At 61.8% G+C, this 18489-nt stretch carries 18 protein-coding genes; 6 read left to right on the top strand and 12 right to left on the bottom strand.

Features of this window, described 5'->3' with window-relative positions:
- Positions 1-72 precede the first annotated feature (72 nt).
- Positions 73-705: a DUF433 domain-containing protein gene (locus tag AC2444_RS36270; protein WP_012760264.1), complete on the top strand. Its 633-nt coding sequence runs from the start codon at positions 73-75 to the stop codon at positions 703-705.
- An 83-nt stretch (positions 706-788) separates the two neighbouring features.
- Positions 789-1079, top strand: coding sequence for a hypothetical protein (locus tag AC2444_RS36265; RefSeq protein WP_244432306.1), 291 nt, complete (start codon positions 789-791; stop codon positions 1077-1079).
- Positions 1080-1094: 15 nt separating this feature from the next.
- On the opposite strand, the gene AC2444_RS36260 is transcribed toward AC2444_RS36265, so the two are convergent.
- The 4 genes from AC2444_RS36260 to traA are packed head-to-tail and all read right to left on the bottom strand — an operon-like array spanning position 1095 to position 6752.
- A complete protein-coding gene (locus tag AC2444_RS36260) occupies positions 1095-1706 on the bottom strand; it encodes a TraH family protein (protein ID WP_012760266.1) in 612 nt (203 codons plus the stop codon).
- Between the two features lie 15 nt (positions 1707-1721).
- Positions 1722-2876 carry a conjugal transfer protein TraB gene (locus tag AC2444_RS36255; RefSeq protein ID WP_012760267.1) on the bottom strand — a complete coding sequence of 385 codons (1155 nt, stop codon included), beginning with the start codon at positions 2874-2876 and terminating at the stop codon, positions 1722-1724.
- A complete protein-coding gene (gene traF, locus AC2444_RS36250; protein ID WP_012760268.1) occupies positions 2866-3432 on the bottom strand; it encodes a conjugative transfer signal peptidase TraF in 567 nt (188 codons plus the stop codon). Before traF ends, AC2444_RS36255 begins: the two co-directional genes overlap by 11 nt.
- Positions 3429-6752, bottom strand: coding sequence for a Ti-type conjugative transfer relaxase TraA (gene traA / locus AC2444_RS36245; RefSeq protein ID WP_128450126.1), 3324 nt, complete (start codon positions 6750-6752; stop codon positions 3429-3431). The genes traF and traA overlap by 4 nt, the downstream gene beginning before the upstream one ends.
- 254 nt (positions 6753-7006) lie before the next feature.
- Between traA and traC the strand changes: the two genes are divergently transcribed.
- Genes traC through traG form a run of 3 tightly spaced genes read left to right on the top strand, consistent with a single transcriptional unit; the run spans position 7007 to position 9507 of the window.
- A complete protein-coding gene (gene traC, locus AC2444_RS36240) occupies positions 7007-7303 on the top strand; it encodes a conjugal transfer protein TraC (RefSeq protein ID WP_012760270.1) in 297 nt (98 codons plus the stop codon).
- A 4-nt stretch (positions 7304-7307) separates the two neighbouring features.
- Positions 7308-7523 carry a type IV conjugative transfer system coupling protein TraD gene (gene traD / locus AC2444_RS36235; protein ID WP_012760271.1) on the top strand — a complete coding sequence of 72 codons (216 nt, stop codon included), beginning with the start codon at positions 7308-7310 and terminating at the stop codon, positions 7521-7523.
- Positions 7510-9507, top strand: coding sequence for a Ti-type conjugative transfer system protein TraG (gene traG / locus AC2444_RS36230; protein ID WP_012760272.1), 1998 nt, complete (start codon positions 7510-7512; stop codon positions 9505-9507). The genes traD and traG overlap by 14 nt, the downstream gene beginning before the upstream one ends.
- A gap of 357 nt (positions 9508-9864) precedes the next feature.
- On the opposite strand, the gene AC2444_RS36225 is transcribed toward traG, so the two are convergent.
- Positions 9865-10182 (bottom strand): hypothetical protein, encoded by a 318-nt coding sequence (locus AC2444_RS36225; RefSeq protein ID WP_012760273.1) that lies wholly within the window; start codon positions 10180-10182, stop codon positions 9865-9867.
- A 461-nt stretch (positions 10183-10643) separates the two neighbouring features.
- Here AC2444_RS36225 and AC2444_RS36220 point away from each other — a divergent pair, with 461 nt between their 5' ends.
- Positions 10644-10910, top strand: a complete 267-nt coding sequence (locus tag AC2444_RS36220) for a WGR domain-containing protein (RefSeq protein ID WP_012760274.1) — start codon at positions 10644-10646, stop codon at positions 10908-10910.
- Positions 10911-11179: 269 nt separating this feature from the next.
- Here the strand turns inward: AC2444_RS36220 and AC2444_RS36215 are convergent, their stop codons facing one another.
- The 7 genes from AC2444_RS36215 to AC2444_RS36185 form a co-directional block, all read right to left on the bottom strand.
- The gene (locus tag AC2444_RS36215; protein WP_012760275.1) at positions 11180-11491 is read right to left on the bottom strand and encodes a DUF736 domain-containing protein; all 312 of its coding nucleotides are present in this window, start codon (positions 11489-11491) and stop codon (positions 11180-11182) included.
- A 965-nt stretch (positions 11492-12456) separates the two neighbouring features.
- Complete coding sequence (locus AC2444_RS36210) at positions 12457-13341, bottom strand: intradiol ring-cleavage dioxygenase (RefSeq protein WP_164902805.1); 885 nt, start codon at positions 13339-13341, stop codon at positions 12457-12459.
- 7 nt (positions 13342-13348) lie between these two features.
- Positions 13349-15103, bottom strand: a complete 1755-nt coding sequence (locus tag AC2444_RS36205) for an FAD-dependent oxidoreductase (protein WP_012760289.1) — start codon at positions 15101-15103, stop codon at positions 13349-13351.
- Positions 15096-16181, bottom strand: coding sequence for a branched-chain amino acid ABC transporter permease (locus AC2444_RS36200; RefSeq protein ID WP_128450124.1), 1086 nt, complete (start codon positions 16179-16181; stop codon positions 15096-15098). The genes AC2444_RS36205 and AC2444_RS36200 overlap by 8 nt, the downstream gene beginning before the upstream one ends.
- Before the next feature lie 9 nt (positions 16182-16190).
- On the bottom strand, positions 16191-17054 hold the full coding sequence (locus AC2444_RS36195) for a branched-chain amino acid ABC transporter permease (protein ID WP_128439433.1): 864 nt from the start codon (positions 17052-17054) through the stop codon (positions 16191-16193).
- A complete protein-coding gene (locus AC2444_RS36190) occupies positions 17041-17760 on the bottom strand; it encodes an ABC transporter ATP-binding protein (RefSeq protein ID WP_128439432.1) in 720 nt (239 codons plus the stop codon). Before AC2444_RS36190 ends, AC2444_RS36195 begins: the two co-directional genes overlap by 14 nt.
- Positions 17760-18479: an ABC transporter ATP-binding protein gene (locus AC2444_RS36185; RefSeq protein ID WP_128439431.1), complete on the bottom strand. Its 720-nt coding sequence runs from the start codon at positions 18477-18479 to the stop codon at positions 17760-17762. The genes AC2444_RS36190 and AC2444_RS36185 overlap by 1 nt, the downstream gene beginning before the upstream one ends.
- Between the last annotated feature and the right edge of the window lie 10 nt (positions 18480-18489).

Below are 18489 nucleotides of genomic sequence, written 5' to 3'. Positions count from 1 at the left end.
CGTTGCCTCGCAACATCATCGCTTTACGGCGCGCATCAGCCGCCTTATATATTCTTCTCAAGGAGAATGATTATGGTCCCTGTCTCACACATCTACACGCCTGCCGAGGCCGCCGCTGTGAGCGAGATTGCGATAAAGTCGGTGCACAACGCGATCGACAAGCGGATCGTCGCCAATCGTCCGTCCAGCACCAAGGGCCGAGCTCTTACTGAAGAGGATCTGCTTCGCTTGAAGCTCTGGTACGGCGTTGGATCGATCCTATCTGCCGAGCGCCGTAAACGAATGTTCGACACAATCGATGAGAACCCGGGCGCCGATACCGTAAGGGCCGACGATTACCTTATCATCGACGTCGCGCGGGCAAGGGAGCAATTGGCCGCGCGCGCAGAGGCGCTTCGAGAGGCTGGAAAATTGATCCAGAGCGTCAAAGGAGTTGTCGGCGGCGAACCGGTTTTTAAGGGAACTCGCGTTCCGGTGCGAACAATTGCCGCGATGAAAGCCCAAGGCGCGAGCACCGAGGAAATCGTCGAAGGCTATCCTTCGCTGACGGGGCGAATGGTGGGGCTTGCTGACATCTGGACTGCAGCCCATCCCGTTCGAGGACGGCCACGCAAACTTTCGGAGCTGGGCTTGACGGTGAAGTCGGAAAAGCGTCTTCGGCTAGCAAATGAGCGCGTTCCACAGTCGTCGGATAAGCCCTCTTAAAATTTCCGATCGACGAATGCCTCCACACATCACTCGTGGCCGTGGCTTAAGATCACGGCCACGATTGTTTTCACGTCAACTGGTTGGGGTTAAGCGGCGAGACCGACTGGGACCTGATGCCTCGGATCGTCGCGGAAGATTTCACCTTCGTGACGAACAACGCTCGCGACTTTCGCAAGCTCTACGTCAAGGAACGGCTCCACGCGGGTCTCGTGATTATCGTGCCGCAAGTGCTACCTGCGCTTCAACGGGAACTATTTGTTCTTATTCCGCGGGAACTGGTAGGGGTACAATATCTCGTCAACGAGGTGCTGGAAGTGACCATCGACGACGATACCGCCGTTCTGACGCGCTATCTGCTGCCGGAAACCTAGGCGTTTTCCAAAAGCTCAATTAGCGCCGATCCGGGACAGATCGATCCGCATTTCCGCTGTTCCGACAGGACCGCCATTCTCGCTGCCCTTGAGCTTCGAAGAGGCCGGCGCGCTGTCGGTGTCGGCGTCTTGTTCGGCAACGGGCGGGACGGTCAGTTTCACAGATACGTCAGGGTCCTTGGCTCGAAACACGCTCACGCCCTCGAACTCGCCGGTCTTCCAGGCATAGACGGCATCTTCGAATATCTGCGGAAAGACTTGCCTGTCGGTGGGATTGCCGTACCACTTGGCGACAATCCTCACCACCTTGGCGAACATCCCCGTGCCGAGGCGCAGATTTTCACAAGCCTCTACAAGATCAGGCTTGAGCTCAGAGACATCCTTGACGCCGATGCCGGCGGGGACCTGCGTGATCCCGACGCGAACCACCGCCTGGCCAACATATTTACGGATGAGGTCCATCGCCTCGTCCGGTGTTCTCGGCTTCGGGACGAGGATCAGCCGGCCACCGGCTTTGACGGCAACCGCTAACGGGTCCGAGGAGCCGGCCGCCTGGACGAATTGCTCGACAATGGCAGGCGTCAGTGAGGGATCGGCGCATTTTTCTATCATCGCGGCATCGAGCATGACTACCTCCTCAGCTCAGGTGTTGAATGAAAGGACGAGCGGTTTGGCGAAGAGACGCGCAAAGGCCCTGGCACTGGCCCGCTGGATGGCGACGATCGAGGTATTCGCGGTCCACCAGCCATTGCCGACGGCGACGATGACATCGGGATCGTGCAACATCGATTGCAGGGCGGGCCAGGCAACGAGCTGTTCGTAGCAGATCAGCGGCGCGACCTTGTAGCCGTTAAGGACGACAACCGGGTTTGCAAAAAAGTCCGCGCGCGCGCCTTTGCTATCGCCCCACCACGGCTGCCACATCGAGCCGGGAACAGGCATGCGCTGACGATACAGGACGCGGCCGCCTCCGGCCGACACCGCCACCAAAACATTGTCATAGCCATCGGCGCCGACAACGGATGCGCCGGCGACCACCGTCACGGGACTGCCGGCCAGAGCCCTGGTCCATAGCCGCTCGATGGTGGGCGTCCAGAAGCCCAGCGCACTTTCCGGCAGGACGATGTAGCCGACACCATCGCTAGCCACCTTTTGCACCGTTGCGATCAGGTCACGCTGTCGCTGAAGACCGGCCTCGCGTCCGAGCGAAGAACCCATTTGCCAATCGACGCCGCGCCATGACTGAGGTACTTCTGGATCGGTCCAGGTTAGCCCGGACCAAACCCACGCGCCTGCCAAAGCGATCGCGACAGCCGGCCAAAGCCGGGTTACGAGGCCGATCAGACCGGCTGTCGTGGCAGCCAGTCCCCACCACCCCCATCCCGGAAACAGAACGCCCGCCGCAGTGATCGGATGCGCCCAACCGGTAATTCCGAAAGGGGGTAGGGCCATCAGGATGCCAGCGGCCACGTACCGATGGGGTCTCTTGGTGCGAACCGATGTCCAAAGGACCGTGTAGACCCCGAAAAAGCTGACCGATGCCGCGAGCCAGAGCAGCAGTCCTGGCCAAAGGTCGGACGAATAGAAGGTGGCGACGCCTTGCGGCAACCCTCGTGAGGCTGCGAGGAAATATGCCGCAGAGACCAGCCCCGCCGCCATCCGATTGGGTGCATGAGCCCATAATACAGGAAAGGCGAGGGCGACTGGTAGGAGAAGCACCTGGCCGCTCCATCCGATCGAGGCGACGGCAAGGGCAAGGCCGATCAGCGCTGCGGTACCCACGTGGTCACGGCGCATAGGTGAGCACCTTTTGCGCCAGACCGAGGATGCCGGACACGGGTAAAGGACCGAAATAGCGGGAATCGTAGGAGCCCGCGAAACCGGAATGCAGAACGGCGTGTCCAGCTGGCACGGTGCCACTTGCAAAAGCCGAAAGAGCTCGACCTTTTCCATCTGCTCTGGCGACTGCCGAATTTGCCACGGTGATGCCATCGACGAACATGGCTGACCTGATCTCCACCCTTTGACCCTCGGTGGCGATCACCGTTTTGATCAGCGGGGCAAAACCGCCCGGGCACGAACCGGAGCGCAGATAGCCGCGCTGTCGGGCCTCGCGCATCCTGTCGTTTTCCGGCGGGCAGATGAAGACGACATCGCCGACCGCGGGGGACCGATCGAGTGCTGCGACCCGCCAGAGGCCGAGCGGTTCGCTTGGTGTCATATTGATGCGGAACCCACCGGCGGCGGCGGCGACGGACAAGACAAACGCCAGCAAGGCCGCGGCCAATAATAGCGTCGCGGCGGGGTGAATTTTTTCGTGTGTCGGGCACTGGCGCCTGATTGTCGGGATCATTTCAGCGAAAGTCCCTGGCTCCTGGTCTGCCGCAAGGTCTCGGCCTGCTTCAGCGCCTCGGTCGTTCTCTCATGAGCGGAGAGCTGCTGGATGGTCCGCATCGAATTCCAGGCGGCTTGTACCTCCGCCTTTTGCGCGGGGTTCATCCCTGCCGTGACGGACTTGAAGGTCTCTCCGCTCGGATCCTTCGACGCGATGCCGAGGAAGGTGCGTTCGCCGAACCGTTGCGAGACGGCTTTGGCGAACCGATCGAGTTCGGCCTTCACCATTTTGACGGCAAGCGCATATTCGAGACCGGCGGGAAGATCATCGCGGTCGATCGCATCACGCACGCGCTCGAGCGTTTGCTTTGCGGGAGCAGAGAGCGCGGGGATGTCGACCGAGACTTGCCGGCGAACCGCGCGTTCCTCCGTTTCATGCTTGCGTTCGATCTCGGCCCGCTGGCGAAGATAGCGTTCGAGATTGCGGGCCAGAGCCGGCACGTTGGCAATCGCCCGTTCGCGGTCCTGCTTGTCGCCCCGGTTGGCGAACACGCCCGTCTTACCCCTCAATGCACCGAAGCGCTCCGGTTCGCCGGCGATCTTTGCCAGCGTGGTTTTGGCGATCGCCTGATCCTTGAGCATCGCGTCGACATTCACCGCCTTGAAGGCGCTTTCCGGCTGGGCGTAGACGAGATGGAAGCGAGTGGAGACATCCTCCCATTGTTTTTTGAGACCGGGATCTGCTGCGAGCTTGTCCTCGACGGACTGGTCGATGGATTTCGGGAAAGTGGAAATGCCAGATACCATGGGCTTCGACTCCTTGGCCTTCGATTTGGGTGATGTTTTGGCGCTGGCGGCGCGCCCGAGTATCACGCCAATTGCCGCCAGGCGGGCGCCGAGATCGGCGAGCTTTTGTTTCTGCCGTACGACCCATTGGAGGCGATCGTGGGCGATCGTGCGGGCGACGTTCATGAGATGCAGGCCTCGCGCCTCGGCGAAGCGCAAGGCTTGGCCGTACAAAGAGCTCTTCTCGTAGTCGAGCGTCGTCTCCTTGGCGTTCCGGCGCGACAGGATCGGGATAAGGCCACCGGACTTCGCGAAAGAACGTCGGCCGTAATAGATGGCGAGATCCTCGCGATGGCGCGTCATCGCCACATAGGTGAGATGACGGTCCAGCGAAAGGGAAGCAAGCACCTTGACGCGATCGACGGTCGCGCCTTGGCTCTTGTGGATCGTCGTCGCATAGCCGTGGTCGAGCTTGTTGTAGAAGCGCTGCTCGATCGTGACCAGACGGCGATGTTCCCCTTCGCCAAGTGCCACCACGAGCCGCCCAGCTGCAGCGTCGATCACCTTGGCCAACATACCGTTCTTGACGCCAAGGCTACCCTCGTTCTTCAGGAACACGATCTGGTCGCCGGCCGCGAACATGCGGGTTCCGTCCTCGGTCTTGAAGGCAAAGCCGTCCGCGAGGATGCCGCGCTCGACCAGCTTGGCTCGAGCCATATCGTTCAACATCCGAACGTCGCGCCGAAGGTGTGCGAGGATCAGGCTGCTCTTCGAAGGATCGTAGTCGCGATCCCAATCGGCGATCAGGCTTTCGACGGCCTGCGCCTTGAGGTCCAACCCCCTGACATGCCCATGGGCACGATAGGCATCAACCGCTTGGCCGACATTGCCGCGCCCCAGATCGAGCGAGGCGTCGCGCATCCATTGCTGGCGCTGACGATAGATCGTTTCGAGCTCGGCATAGCCGATCCGGTCGGCGATCGCCCGGAAGGCAGCTCCCGCCTCGATCGGCTGCAACTGTTCGGGGTCACCGACGAGCACAAGCTTTGCGCCGGCCTTGCTCACGGCCTCGACGAACAGCGCCATCTGCCGCGACGACACCATGCCGGCCTCATCCAGCACGAAAACGGTTCTCGTGTCGATCTGGTCGCGGCTCTGGTTCCAGCGCAGCTCCCACGACGACAGCGTGCGGGACTGAATACCGGCTTCCTTCTCCAGGCCCTCGGCTGCTTTGCCGGCAAGCGCACCACCGACGACACGATAGCCGGACGCTTCCCAGGCTTCGCGCGCCGCCTTCATCATCGTCGTCTTACCGGCGCCGGCGCGGCCGATGACGGCGGCGATCCGTTCGCCGCCAGCCACACGTTCGATCGCAGTCCGCTGTTCATCCGACAGACGGGCATGGCGCGCAAACGTCGCCTCCAGCACCGCCTCGCGTACGCCATGAGAGGCGCGCCCGGACAGCCAGATAGCCCGGCTGACCATCTCGGCTTCAAGCCGGATCATCTCCCGCGTCGTGTACTTGGCAGGCGTCCGGATACCAGTCGCAAAGTCGATCCGGTCACGTTCGAGCCGCAGCGCCTCCGGGCTCTGCAGGATCCTCACCATCAGGTTCTGGAACAGAGCGGCATCGTCGATATAGCGGTGCAGGATCTTCGCCACGTCGCGTTCATCGAAGACGCTCTTCTCCCGCGTGATGAGGTCGAGAACGATTTCCGGACGGCGCTGTATGCGTCGGGCATTTTCCGTGCGGCGGTCTTCCTGCAGTTCAATGCGTTCGAGCTTTGGCGACCATGCCGACGACCTTGCGTTGGCTTGTTCCGCCTTGCGGTCGATCGCTTTGGTGCCGACACCGAGATGGATGGTCGGGGTCAGTTCGATGCCCTGCTTTTCAAAGGACCGCCCGTCGACGCGGATGTCGAGACCGGCAAGGGCAAGATGCCTATTCTGACAGGCGAACCAACCATCGCGAATCGTATTAAAATCGTCTGCGCTTCCCGCCCAGAGTTCATAGACGATCTTGCCGGCATCGTTGCGCATCGGGTTACCGTCCGGACTGGTCACCGCAATCTTCTTTGCGCCGAACCCGCGCTCTGTCAGCGGCCTGAGCGTCGTCATCAGATGGACATGCGGATTGCCCGGTGCGTCGTGATAGACCCAGTCGGCGACCATGCCCTTCGACGTGATGTGCCGCTCCACGAAATCCCGGACGAGAGCAATGCTCTGCTCGGCAGAGAGCTCGATCGGAAGGGCAATGGTGACGTCCTTGGCGAGCTGCGCGTCCGATCGCTTTTCGAACGCCTCGACCTTGTTCCAGAAGGCTTCGGACGCTCCGGACACCGACCTGTCCGCGATCATGGCACGCAGCCATGTGGGAGCCCCTGCCGGAATGACGAACTCCTCATACAGGAGACCACGCTTGCGGGTGTAGTCGATCGTCCGGGCTTCCCGCTCATAGTCCATCTTCGCGCAGTGCCGGTAGGCCGCCGACAGCACGGCGCTGCGGCCGGAGCCACGGGCGACGATGCTGACGGAGAAATGAGGGACGGCCACGGCGCAGTTCCTTCCCGGTTGCGAACGAGTTCATCGCGTTCGTCGAGAGCGGCGGGCCAAATCGGCCTCCAGCAAGGGCGTCGCGTCAGCGACGTATAATTGCGCCCTTGGAAGCCGCTCCTCCGGAACGGCCGGGATCATGACCGGAAGTGCAGGTTGCGCCTACCCGCATTAGTGTCGGTAGATTGGCAGGTCGGTCTGGAGGAACCTCACAAACGTTCGAAGACGAAACGGCAGACACGGGACCATCTGGAATGAAGAAACACTCCTCGAAAATCCGCGACGAAATTGCCAAACTGCAAGAGCAACTTAAAACCGCCGAGACCCGCGAAGCGGAGCGGATCGGGCGGATCGCGCTCAAGGCTGGCCTTGGCGAGATCGAGACTGACGAAAACGAGCTGCAGGCGGCGTTTGAGCACCTGGCCGAACGGTTTCGCAGGGGCGAAGTCGTTCCCGCCGAAGGAAAAGGGGCAAACGAGCATGGTCGCAAAGGTGCACAAGCCACACCGGTCGCGTCTGGCACGGCTGCGGGCGGCGATAGCGAGGCTTGAACGGATGGCGAGGACGAAGACATTCGACGCCCGCAGGAAGGACACACGCGAGAAGATCGAACTTGGCGGACTGATCGTCAAGGCGGGCCTACGATACGAAAAGCGCGCGCTGCTGCTCGGGGCGCTGATCGAAACAGCACGACGCATCAGGAGCGATGAGGATGAGCGATCTCGGCTCACGGCGATCGGATCGGAGGCCTTTGGCAATGACGGCGAATAAGATCGCGCTGGTCAGCGTGCCCATAGCACTGATGATGCTCGTCACCATCGGCATGACGGGTATCGAACAATGGTTTTCCGAATTCGGGAAAACCGAGACAGCGCGGCTGACCCTCGGTCGGATGGGAATCGCCTTGCCCTATATCGCGTCAGCCGCCGCCGGCATCATCTTTCTGTTTGCGAGCGCCGGCTCAACGAACATCAAGCTCGCCGGATGGGGTGTTGTCGGCGGTAGCAGTGCGACGATCGTGATCGCCGCGCTGCGTGAGACCGTGCGACTTGCCGCAATTTTCGACCATTTTCCGGCAGTTCGATCGGCGCTCTCCTATGCAGACCCGGCAACGATGATCGGGGCAGGGGCGGCGCTGACGTCGGCCGGCTTTGCACTTCGCGTAGCACTTGTCGGCAACGCGGCGTTCGCGCGCTCCGAGCCGCGCCGTATTCGAGGAAGGCGCGCACTGCATGGAGAAGCCGAGTGGATGAAATCGACGGAGGCCGGAAAGCTCTTTCCGGATACCGGCGGCATCGTCGTCGGCGAGCGCTACCGCGTCGACCAGGACATAACGGCGATGCGGTCGTTCAGGGCGGATTGCGTGGAGACGTGGGGCGCCGGCGGCAAGTCGCCGCTTCTCTGCTTCGACGGCTCGTTCGGATCCTCGCACGGCATCGTCTTTGCCGGCTCAGGCGGTTTCAAGACGACGTCGGTGACGATCCCGACCGCGCTTAAATGGGGCGGTACATTGGTCTTGTTGGATCCGTCAAACGAAGTCGCGCCCATGGTGATCGGGCATCGGACAAACGCCGGACGCGACGTCCGCATCCTCGATCCAAGAACCGCCGACACGGGCTTCAATGCGCTGGACTGGATCGGGCTTCATGGCCGCACGAAGGAAGAGGATATTGCCGCCGTTGCCTCATGGATCATGAGCGACAGCGGCGGTGCTCGCGGCGTGCGCGACGATTTCTTTCGCGCATCGGCGCTGCAGCTGTTGACCGCATTGATCGCCGACGTCTGTCTATCCGGCCGCACCGAAGAGAACGACCAGACACTTCGCCAAGTCCGCAAGAATCTGTCCGAGCCCGAACCGAAGCTGCGCGCGCGACTGCAGTCGATCTACGACAATTCGAGATCCGACTTCGTAAAGGAGAACGTCGCCGCCTTCGTCAACATGACGCCAGAAACGTTTAGCGGGGTTTACGCGAATGCGGTGAAGGAGACGCACTGGCTGTCCTATCCGAATTATGCGGCGCTTGTCTCGGAGTCGAATTTTTCGACCAACGACATTTCCGCGGGAAACACGGATGTCTTCATCAACATCGACCTGAAGACGCTGGAGACGCATTCGGGTCTTGCTCGCGTCATCATCGGGTCCTTCCTGAACGCGATCTACAATCGTGATGGAGCATTGAAGGGCAGGGCGCTGTTCCTTTTGGACGAGGTGGCACGCCTGGGCTACATGCGGATTCTGGAGACGGCTCGTGACGCCGGCCGAAAATACGGCATCACGCTGACAATGATTTACCAGTCGATCGGCCAGATGCGAGAAACCTATGGCGGCCGCGACGCGGCGAGCAAATGGTTTGAGAGTGCGAGCTGGATCTCGTTTGCTGCCATCAACGATCCGGAAACGGCCGACTACATCTCGCGACGCTGCGGCATGACGACGGTCGAGATCGATCAGGTCAGTCGCAGTGTCCAGTCGAAGGGTTCATCGCGCACGCGCTCGAAACAGCTTGCCGCCAGACCGCTCATCCAGCCGCACGAAGTTCTGCGCATGCGGGCCGACGAGCAGATCGTCTTCACGGCAGGCAATGCGCCGCTTCGATGCGGTCGTGCGATCTGGTTCCGTCGTGACGATATGAAGGCTTGCGTCGGCGAGAACCGGTTTCATTCACCGGACAGCGGCAGGAAGGAGCGTTCGAATGCGATAAATCTCGCAAACACCGATGAAGCTACGTCGGGTGTAGCGTCTACCGGGATCTAGGGGAAATCGACTGGCGACGAACACCGTAACGCCGTTCAGGAAAACGGTGAGACCGTGGTCGTCGGGCCGCTTGCAGCGGGGTATTCCGACACTCGTCGTCTGGGCGGCGGTGATCGCCAGTTGGCAGTACCTCCACCCGACGGGAGAGGAATAGGGGTTTGGGGAAAGGGAGGAGGGAACCGTCCTCTTTCCTCATGGGAGGAAGTTTGAAGGAGGGGCTTGCACTTCCTTCATGGGGTGAGATTGAGAGGGGCGGCGCAGCCCCCCTTTCACAGCCGGGCCGGTCGGTCGATCCGGCCGGACCGGGTCATAAGGCAAGCTAAAGACCAGAGGCGGCTGCCGCCTCTGGTCTGGGTCTCAATCCGCGGGATCGAAGAACGTCTCTCTGTCCTCGACACCGATATGCCAGCGCTTATCGGACCACCGGGACGGAAGATAAATTTCGTCGCCGCCGAAATATGCGATGATGATCCGGTGGTCCTCATGGAACAAGCCGAAATCCACCTTGTTGTCGATCGCAAAGAGTAGCGCCGCCGACAGAAACTCGCGTGGGATATCGAAGGGAAGATGGACTTCCGCATCGAAATTATGACGCAAATTTTCAAGCAAGTCCGACTGTTGAGGCCGCAGCTTGGGGGCTCCTCCATCCATGGGATTGATTTCACGCCTTGTCATCAAAGTCTCCTTTTCGTTTTCTGACGAAAGGGGCCTGCACCGTAGCTTGCGAGGGGTCAGGGACCGCGTACGCGGCCGCCAGGCGGCGAGCGGAGGAACCGATTTTCTGTGCCGCCTGCGGTGCGGAAAATTGGCGGGGCCGTGATGTCCTTGACGCCGGAGCGGCGGGTGCACAATGGGCGGTCAGAGAGATAGAACCGCGTCCTGAAAGGACGCGACCGCCTGCCAGCTTTGCTGGCCACAAGACGGTTCGGTAAGCTCGACGCGACCTCTTCGTGCGCCGTCTGTATTACGTTGCGAGAGGATCGCGACCGGAATCGGCGAAGACCGCCTGCGGGCTTCGGTCGCGGTACGATTGGCGCCTGGCCCGGTTGCCATCCATCACGAAATTGAATCGGTCGCATGTGACTGATTCAAATGTGTCGTTGGACGTCGCGATACTGTTTGGCGATCATGGCAGCATGATTGCACAGCCCTACCATCTCTATATCGAACGCGCGGATGCGGCAAAGAACATGGCGCGCTACTACGCCATGGAAGTCGGGCAGACAATGTTTGGAGAGGTCTGCCTGATCCGGCGATGGGGACGCATCGGCCAGCATGGGCAGGAAAAACAGCACGTCTTCGAGCGGGAGGAGGAAGCGGTTCGCCTGTTCCTCGCCCTGGTGAAACAAAAACGTGCCCGGGGCTATCGGCCAAGATCAACTCTCCGGTATTTGCAGCGATGATCCGATCGCCTCGGTCCTTCAGCGTCACGACGACCGCCGAAACGGGCCCCTGATGGCGCGTTGGTCTCGAGAATGCCGCGCCGATCTAGATGAGGAACGATATCGGCCAGTCGCGGTAGGGAGTTGGCGAATTGCTGCATGATGTTTTCCTTTTAAACGCGCGCATCACTGATATCCGACCTAAAGGTCGTGGGCGGCATCGAGGCCTATTGTCGGCTTTCTCAAAGCGGGCCGCTGGCCCCGCCTCAAGCGGCGGGGCCAGCGGGATCTCAGTCTCGGTTTTGGCGGGACCAGATCAACTGGTAGCCGTCCTCGCCTTCGACCTCCGAAAGCGTCGCGTAGATCGGGGCCGGGAAGCTCGGGTCGTCCAGCTTGACCGAGAGGTAGTCGCGGTCGCTCTCGCTGGAACGCTTCTGCCAGGCCGCACCAAGCTCGACGTTGCCAGCGTAGATACGGAAGTGCGGACCCTTGTCGGACGGATTTTCGACGCGGGCGATGCGGGCCTTGACGTTGAGAGCGAGAGTGCGGATCGAGCCGGTGAAGCCGTTTTCGTTTGCGGTGAAGATGCCGATGGTAGCCATGTTCATGTTCCTTTCGTGTGTATCGGGCCGCGCCCATCGCGGCCTCGATGGCTGTCGCAAAGACCGGTGACGATCGGACCGCACCTGATAAGGCCAAAATGAAATGGAGGGCGGCAAGACGCAGATTTGTTAGCGGGAGAGGAGGACGTGACGTCCGGGGTAAGAAATCTGCAAATTGCCGTTGCGGGAAGACGATCGAGGCGCAGCCGGTCTCCGGTCAGACATGCCTCATCGAGCCCGCGGAGGAGCGGCCTACGACAGCAATGGGAGGTACTTGAGCATGGGGGCCCGCGTCAGGGCATTCCGTACCGAAACAGCTGCAGCGGCAAGCCTGCGCTCTGTCCTCAAGTCATGGCGTCGAATTCGGTTGCGACGAGTTCGGCCGACCGGGCAGTTGCCCTTGTTATCGACGTGACTTGCCGAGCCTGGTTCGCCGCCCGGAGAATCCATGCGTCACGCCAAGCCGTCTATCGTCGAAGTCAGGCAGCCCCAAAGCAGTGGCCACCGATCGGCCCAACCGGGGAAGCGTTCGACCGCCGCGCCGCTTACCCAGTCCACTTGCTCGCACGCAAAACGGCCGAGGCACGGATGACGGCCGTCGATGCCAGGAGGCTGCCCATCGCTGAACGCCTTCGTCGCGGTCAGCTAGTCAAAGGTTGCTCTTGGACCCAAGGCGAACCCCGAATGCATGGCGTCATCGACGTAAACCGACAAGGCGCACCTCAATTTAAGTAGCCGGCTAAATAGTTTGTGGCGTAATCAACGTTATGGAACTATATGCGTCATATCGGCTTGCATTTTGTTTGGGCGCATGCCACCGAAAAGACCGGCTCAAATGCCGCGTTGGCTGGCGTCCCCTGCGGCTATGACCGGCGGAATTCGAGCCGCCTTCCCATCCGGGGAGATCATCTCCATTGCATCGGCTATCACGGCCTTCTTCGTCAGAACGCCGGCTGGCGAGCATGCTACTCCTCGGGCCGAGCCAGCACGAAATCGTGCTCTATCTGCCAGAACTTGCCAGAGAAACCAAGCTCGTCAGCGCGTACCGAATCCTCGACGTGCTGGAACTTGGCAAGCAAGCTCTCCTTCACGCCAAAGACGGCGTCGGAGTGGATGTACGGATCGTCCGGATCAAAGATGTGCGTCGTGAGCGTCTCGAAGCCGTCGGCCTTGATGATGTAGTGCAGGTGAGCGGGCCTGTAGGGGTGACGACCGAGCGCGCCGAGCAGCTTGCCGACCGGTCCATCGTCCGGGATCGGGTAATACTTGGGCTTGACTGCGCGAAACCAATAGCGGCCATCCGCGCCGGTGCGAAAGATGCCGCGAAGGTTGAAGTCTGGTTGGATCCCCTTCTGCTGCACGTCGTAGAAGCCTTCGTCGTTGGCCTGCCAGACGTCGATGACAGCGCCGGCAATCGGTCTGCCATCCGTGCTACGGATGCTGCCGCCGATCACCATGTCCTCGCCCTTGTGATCGAGGCAGATATTGGTGCCCATCGGCAGTTCCGGCGCGTCGGCAACGTGAAACGGGCCAAGAACAGTGCTTTCGGAGGCGCCTGAGGGCTTGCGGTTATTAATGGCGTCGACCAGCATCGACACGCCGAGCACGTCCGACAGCAGGATAAATTCCTGTCGCCATTCGTTGCATGTATGTCCTGTGCGGGTCAGAAAGAGAATTGCCTCCATCCATTCGTCCTGCGTCGGCTCAAGCTCCTTCACCGCCTCATGCAGCTTGCGTGTCACGACCTCCATCACGCGCTTCAGGCGCTGGTCCTTGGTGGTGGCGTTGCGGCTCGTGACCACCTCAACGGAGTTCTCTTCCGTGAAGAAACCCTTTTCATGTGCATCAATCATCGCCCTATCTCCCCAAAACGCTGGTCAGCACGCGCCGCAGTTCGGCTGACGGATCGTCGACGATCGCTTCACTTCGCCAGGCGACATGATGGTCGGGACGCACGAGGAGGACGCCGCTGTCTCGGATTTCGCGCATGTTCGCCCAGTCGCCGGCAAAGTCCTGCCAGGGCTGACGTGGACCGATCAGATGTGCGGCGATATCGATGCCCAATTCCTTTCCAAGGGTTCGGGCGGCCTCGATCCAACCCTGTCCGCCAATGCCGGTCAGCACGGTAAACTTCCCATGTCCGGCAAGGTCGAGCGTCGACAGCTTTTCGCCTGTCGCAGAATACACCCAGGCATGCGGCAGCCTTGCGCCGGGCCAGCTCGTCTGCTGGCAGTGCAGTTCCGGATCCCGGGCGAAGGCCGGTTCCGCCTGCTCATCCGTTACGATCGCGCCCGATCGGTAGCGCTGGTTCATCTCGACGCCATGGCAATCGAACTCGTAGACCTTGTCGGCGATCGCCTTGCGGATCGCGGCCCGTTGCTCCTCGGCCGCGACAGTGTTGTTGCAGCGGGCGTCCATGTTCTCCTGCATCTTCACCGGGTCGATGGAATCGAGCAGCCCCAGCGCCTTGAAGATCGGCCCGAACTCCTCGATCGACTTGTTGGCCCGGGTGACGATCTGCTTGGCGACGGGCGCCCGCTCGGCCTGATAACTATCGAGAAGTTTCGGGCCTGCGGCCCCCTTCAGGACGAAGGCGAGCTTCCAGGCGAGGTTGAATGCATCCTGGATCGAGGTGTTCGAGCCGAGCCCGTTTGACGGCGGATGGCGGTGGGTGGCGTCGCCCATGCAAAAGACGCGGCCATTGGACATTGACGTGGCGTACATGTTGTTGACGGTCCAGGTCGAGACCGACTTGATGGTCATCTCGAGATCCGGATCGCCGACCAGGTCGCGCACGACCTTCTTCGCATGCGCTTCATCCACCGAAGGAGGCGGCTGGTTGATATCGTAACCCCAGACGATCAGCCATTCGTTCCAGGGCCTTACCATACGCACCAGCCCCATGCCGATGCCGCCAACGTCAGCACCCGGCTGCAGCACCCAATAGAGCACCGAGGGACGATGGGCGACCAGTCGCGACAGATCGGCCTCGAACAGGATGTTCATCGAACCGGCGACGCCCATCTTGCCTTCGAAGGTGAGGCCCGCGTGTTCCGCGACCTTGGAATTGCCGCCATCGGCGCCGACCAGATATTTCGAGCGGACGGTGAATTCCTTGCCGGTCAGCCGGTCGAGACAGGTTGTCGTGACGCCGTCCTCGTCCTGCGCATGGCCCAGATATTCCGTCGACATGCGCGATTGGCTACCGCGCGAACAGGCCGTCTTGAACAGCAGCGGCTCCATGAAGGTCTGCGGCAGATCGTTCATATGAGCCGGCGACGACAGCTGGTGCTCGGCGCGCGATAGCGGATGTTTACCCCAGCTCTTCATCCGGCCAATCTCCTCGCCGGTGAGCGAGGTACAGAACACGTTCTCGCCCATCAGGTCTTGCTCGGCCGCGAACATGTAGGCCTCGTCCTCCACGTCTCGACCGAGATCGCGCAGCACTTCCATGGTGCGCTGGTTGGTGATGTGGGCGCGCGGTGTGCTGGCGAGCCAGCGGTAGCGGTTGATCACTAGGTTCTCGACCCCGTGGGAGGAGAGCAGTGCGGCGGTGGCGGAGCCGGCCGGGCCGGTGCCGATGATGAGTACGTCGGTGGTAATGTCAGCCATGAGGCCCTCCCCTATGCGTGAGATTGAGCGGCCCGCCCTTCAGGACGCGGCGAACCGGGAAAAGCTGGATGCCGGTGCGCTCGGAGAACAATCCCCAGAGGCCGCGCGGCGCAAGAAGCATGATGGCGATGCCGAGAAGACCGAGCATCAGCAGGTACCAGGAGCCGTAGTCGGCCAAGAGGTTCTGTAAGAGAAAGAAGATGATGACGCCGAGGATCGGTCCCTCGATCGTGCCGATGCGGCCGATCACGACGATAAAGATGACATAGGCCGTCCAGTCGGTGACCGAGAAGGCGGCGTCCGGCGAGATGCGCGCCTTCTGCACGTAGATCAGCGCCCCGGCGATGCCTGTCATGAAGGCGGTCGCCAGATAGACCAGCGTCTTCATCCGCCGCGCATCGACGCCGACGGCGCGGGCGGCCTGCTCGTTGTCGCGGACGGCGGCTAGGCCGAGACCCTGCTTGCTGCGCAGAAGACCATAGATGAAGCCGATTGTGGCGACGGCGAGGATCAGCGCCAGCCAATAAGTCAGCGTGTCGCCCGCCTCGGAAGCCTTCATGCCGAAGAGGTCGCGCATCGCGCCGACGCCCATCATGTCGCGGGTCGCCTCCCGCGGCAACGAGGTGCCGGTGCCGCCGCCGAGCGCCTTCCACTGGGCCAGCAGCAACCGCACGACCTCGGCCACCACCCAGGTGCCGATGGCGAAATAAGGACCGTAGAGGCGGAAGGTGAAGAAGGCCGTGGGAATGGCGAGGGCGGCGGATAATACGCCGGCAATCAGTATGGCCACGACCGGGTCGACGCCGAACAGGATGACGCAGCCGAACATCGTATAGGCGCCAAAGCCGACGAAGACCTGCTGGCCGACCGAGATCAGCCCGGCATAACCGGCAAGCAGGTTCCAGTTCTGCGCCAGCACCAGCATGGTGAGGATGAAGAAAAGGTCCTGGATGATGCCGCGCGAGACGATGAAGGGTGCGGCGAAGGCAAGCAGCAGAAGGGCAACGACCGCGACAGCCGACAATGTCGATGCCCTGGTACGCGTCTCGACGGTGAAGGAGGGAATGGCCATGGTCATCGATGCACCTCAATCCACCGCGCGCGGGAAAAGGCCGCGCGGCTTGAACAGGAGAACGGCGAGGAATGCCAGGTGGCCGGCAAGGATCTGCCACTCCGGATTGATCGAGGCACCCACCGTCTGGGCAACGCCAAGGATGATGCCGCCGGCGAGCGTGCCCCAGAGCGAGCCGAGCCCGCCGATGATCACCGCTTCGAAGGCATAGATCAGCCGCGCCGGTCCCGACGTCGGATCGAAATTGGCGCGGGTCCCGAGATAGAGGGCAGCGATCGTCACCACGACCATGGCAAGCCCTGTCGCCATGGCGAAGATACGTTGCGGCCGGATGCCCATCAGCCCTGCCGTCACCGGATCGTCCGAGGTCGCCCGGAAGGCGCGGCCGACGGAGGTGCGGTAGATGAGCTGGTTGAGACAGACGATGACGGCGACGGCGGAAAAGAAGGTCATCAGCGGCATGATGCCGGCGGTGACCGGGCCGAGATTGACGGAGGCGCTTTCTAGGCTCCCGGCAAAGACACGGCGGCTATCGGCCGAAAATCCTTCGAGCAGGCCGTTCTGGATGACGATCGACAGGCCGAAAGTGACAAGCAGCGGCGGCAGGATATCCTTGCCGAGCGTGCGGTTGAGCAGGAAATATTGCAGTCCCCAGCCGATCGCGAACATCAACGGCATCGCGATCGCGGCGGCAACGAACGGATTGAGCCCGAGCGTCGTCACCAGGACCAGGATCAGGAAGGCGGCAAGCACGATCAGATCGCCATGGGCGAGGTTGACCAGCCGCATGATGCCGAAGACGAGACTGAGCCCCGCCGCAAACAGCGCGTAGAGCCCGCCGAGCAGCACGCCCTGGAGAATGGTATCAAGCCAGTTCATGGTGATCCGTCCCGAAATAAGCCTTGTGGATGTCGTCGCGGCTGAGGTCGGCGGCGCGGCCGGAAAGCGTTACCCGCCCTTCCATCATGCAGTAGACGCGGTCGGCAACCTTCAGCGCCTGGGCGATATCCTGCTCGACGATGACGATCGAAGCGCCGGTCTCGCGGATGCGCGGGAAGGCGGCGTAGATATCGCGGACCACGACGGGCGCAAGGCCAAGGCTGATCTCGTCACAGAGCAGCATCGCCGGATTGGACATCAGCCCGCGGCCGATCGCCACCATCTGCTGCTGCCCGCCGGAAAGCGCCGTGGCCGGATTGTCGCGCCGCTCCTTCAGGATTGGGAATAGCGCGAAGATGCTTTCGAGCGTCCACGGGCCATCGACCTTGCGGCCATAATTGCCGACCAGCAGGTTTTCCTCGACGCTCAGCGACGGAAAGAGTTTTCGCCCTTCCGGCACCATGGCGATGCCGCGCGCCAGAATGTCAGGCGCCGACAGCGCGCCGATCGGCTCGTCGCGATAAAGGATCGATGACGCCGCATTGGTGAGCACGCCTGAGATCGAGCGCATCAGCGTCGTCTTGCCGGCGCCGTTGGCGCCAATGATGGCGACGGTCTCGCCGGCGCCGACCACAATATCGACGCCGAACAGCGCCTGGAAATCGCCGTAGGAGGCGGTCAGGCCTCTGGTTTCGAGCAGCGCCATCAGATCTCGATCCCCAAATAGATTTCACGCACGTCGCGCGATGCCATGATGTCGTCGGGCTTGCCGATGCCGATGACCTTGCCGAAATGCAGCACCAGCAGCCGCTCGACGACGGAATTCAGCGCATGCAGCACGTGCTCGATCCAGATGACGGCAACGCCGCGCGCATGAATGGCGCGGATGGTGGCCACCAGCGACCGGCACTCGCCCTCGGTCAGCCCGCCGGCGATTTCATCGAGCAGCAGCAGCTTCGGTTCCGTCGCCAGCGCTCGGGCGAGCTCCAGCCGTTTGCGCAGCAGCAACGACAGGCTTCCGGCCAAAACATTCGCCTTGTCGATCAGCCCGGTGTCCACCAGGATTTCGGCGCAGCGGTCCGACACCTCGACCTCGCGCCGCCGCGAGCCGAAAGCGCCTGCGACCAGGAGGTTTTCAAAGACCGTCAGCTTCTCGAACGGCTGCGGGATCTGGAAGGTGCGGCCCATGCCCGCCAGGCAGCGCGCCATCGGCGGCGTGCGCGTCACGTCGCCGCCGAGAAAGCGGATGCTTCCGCTGTCGGCGGGGATATTGCCGGTTATCAAATTGAACAGCGTCGACTTGCCGGCGCCGTTCGGCCCGATAATGCCAAGCGCCTCGCCTTCGCCGACGGCAAAGGAAATCTGCTCGGCGACCGTCAATGCGCCGAATTTCTTCGAGACCCCATCGAGTTCGAGAATTGCCAAACCCATTCCT

The organism is Rhizobium sp. WSM1328, from assembly GCF_057653715.1.
This window is presented reverse-complemented; position numbering and strand designations above follow the sequence as displayed.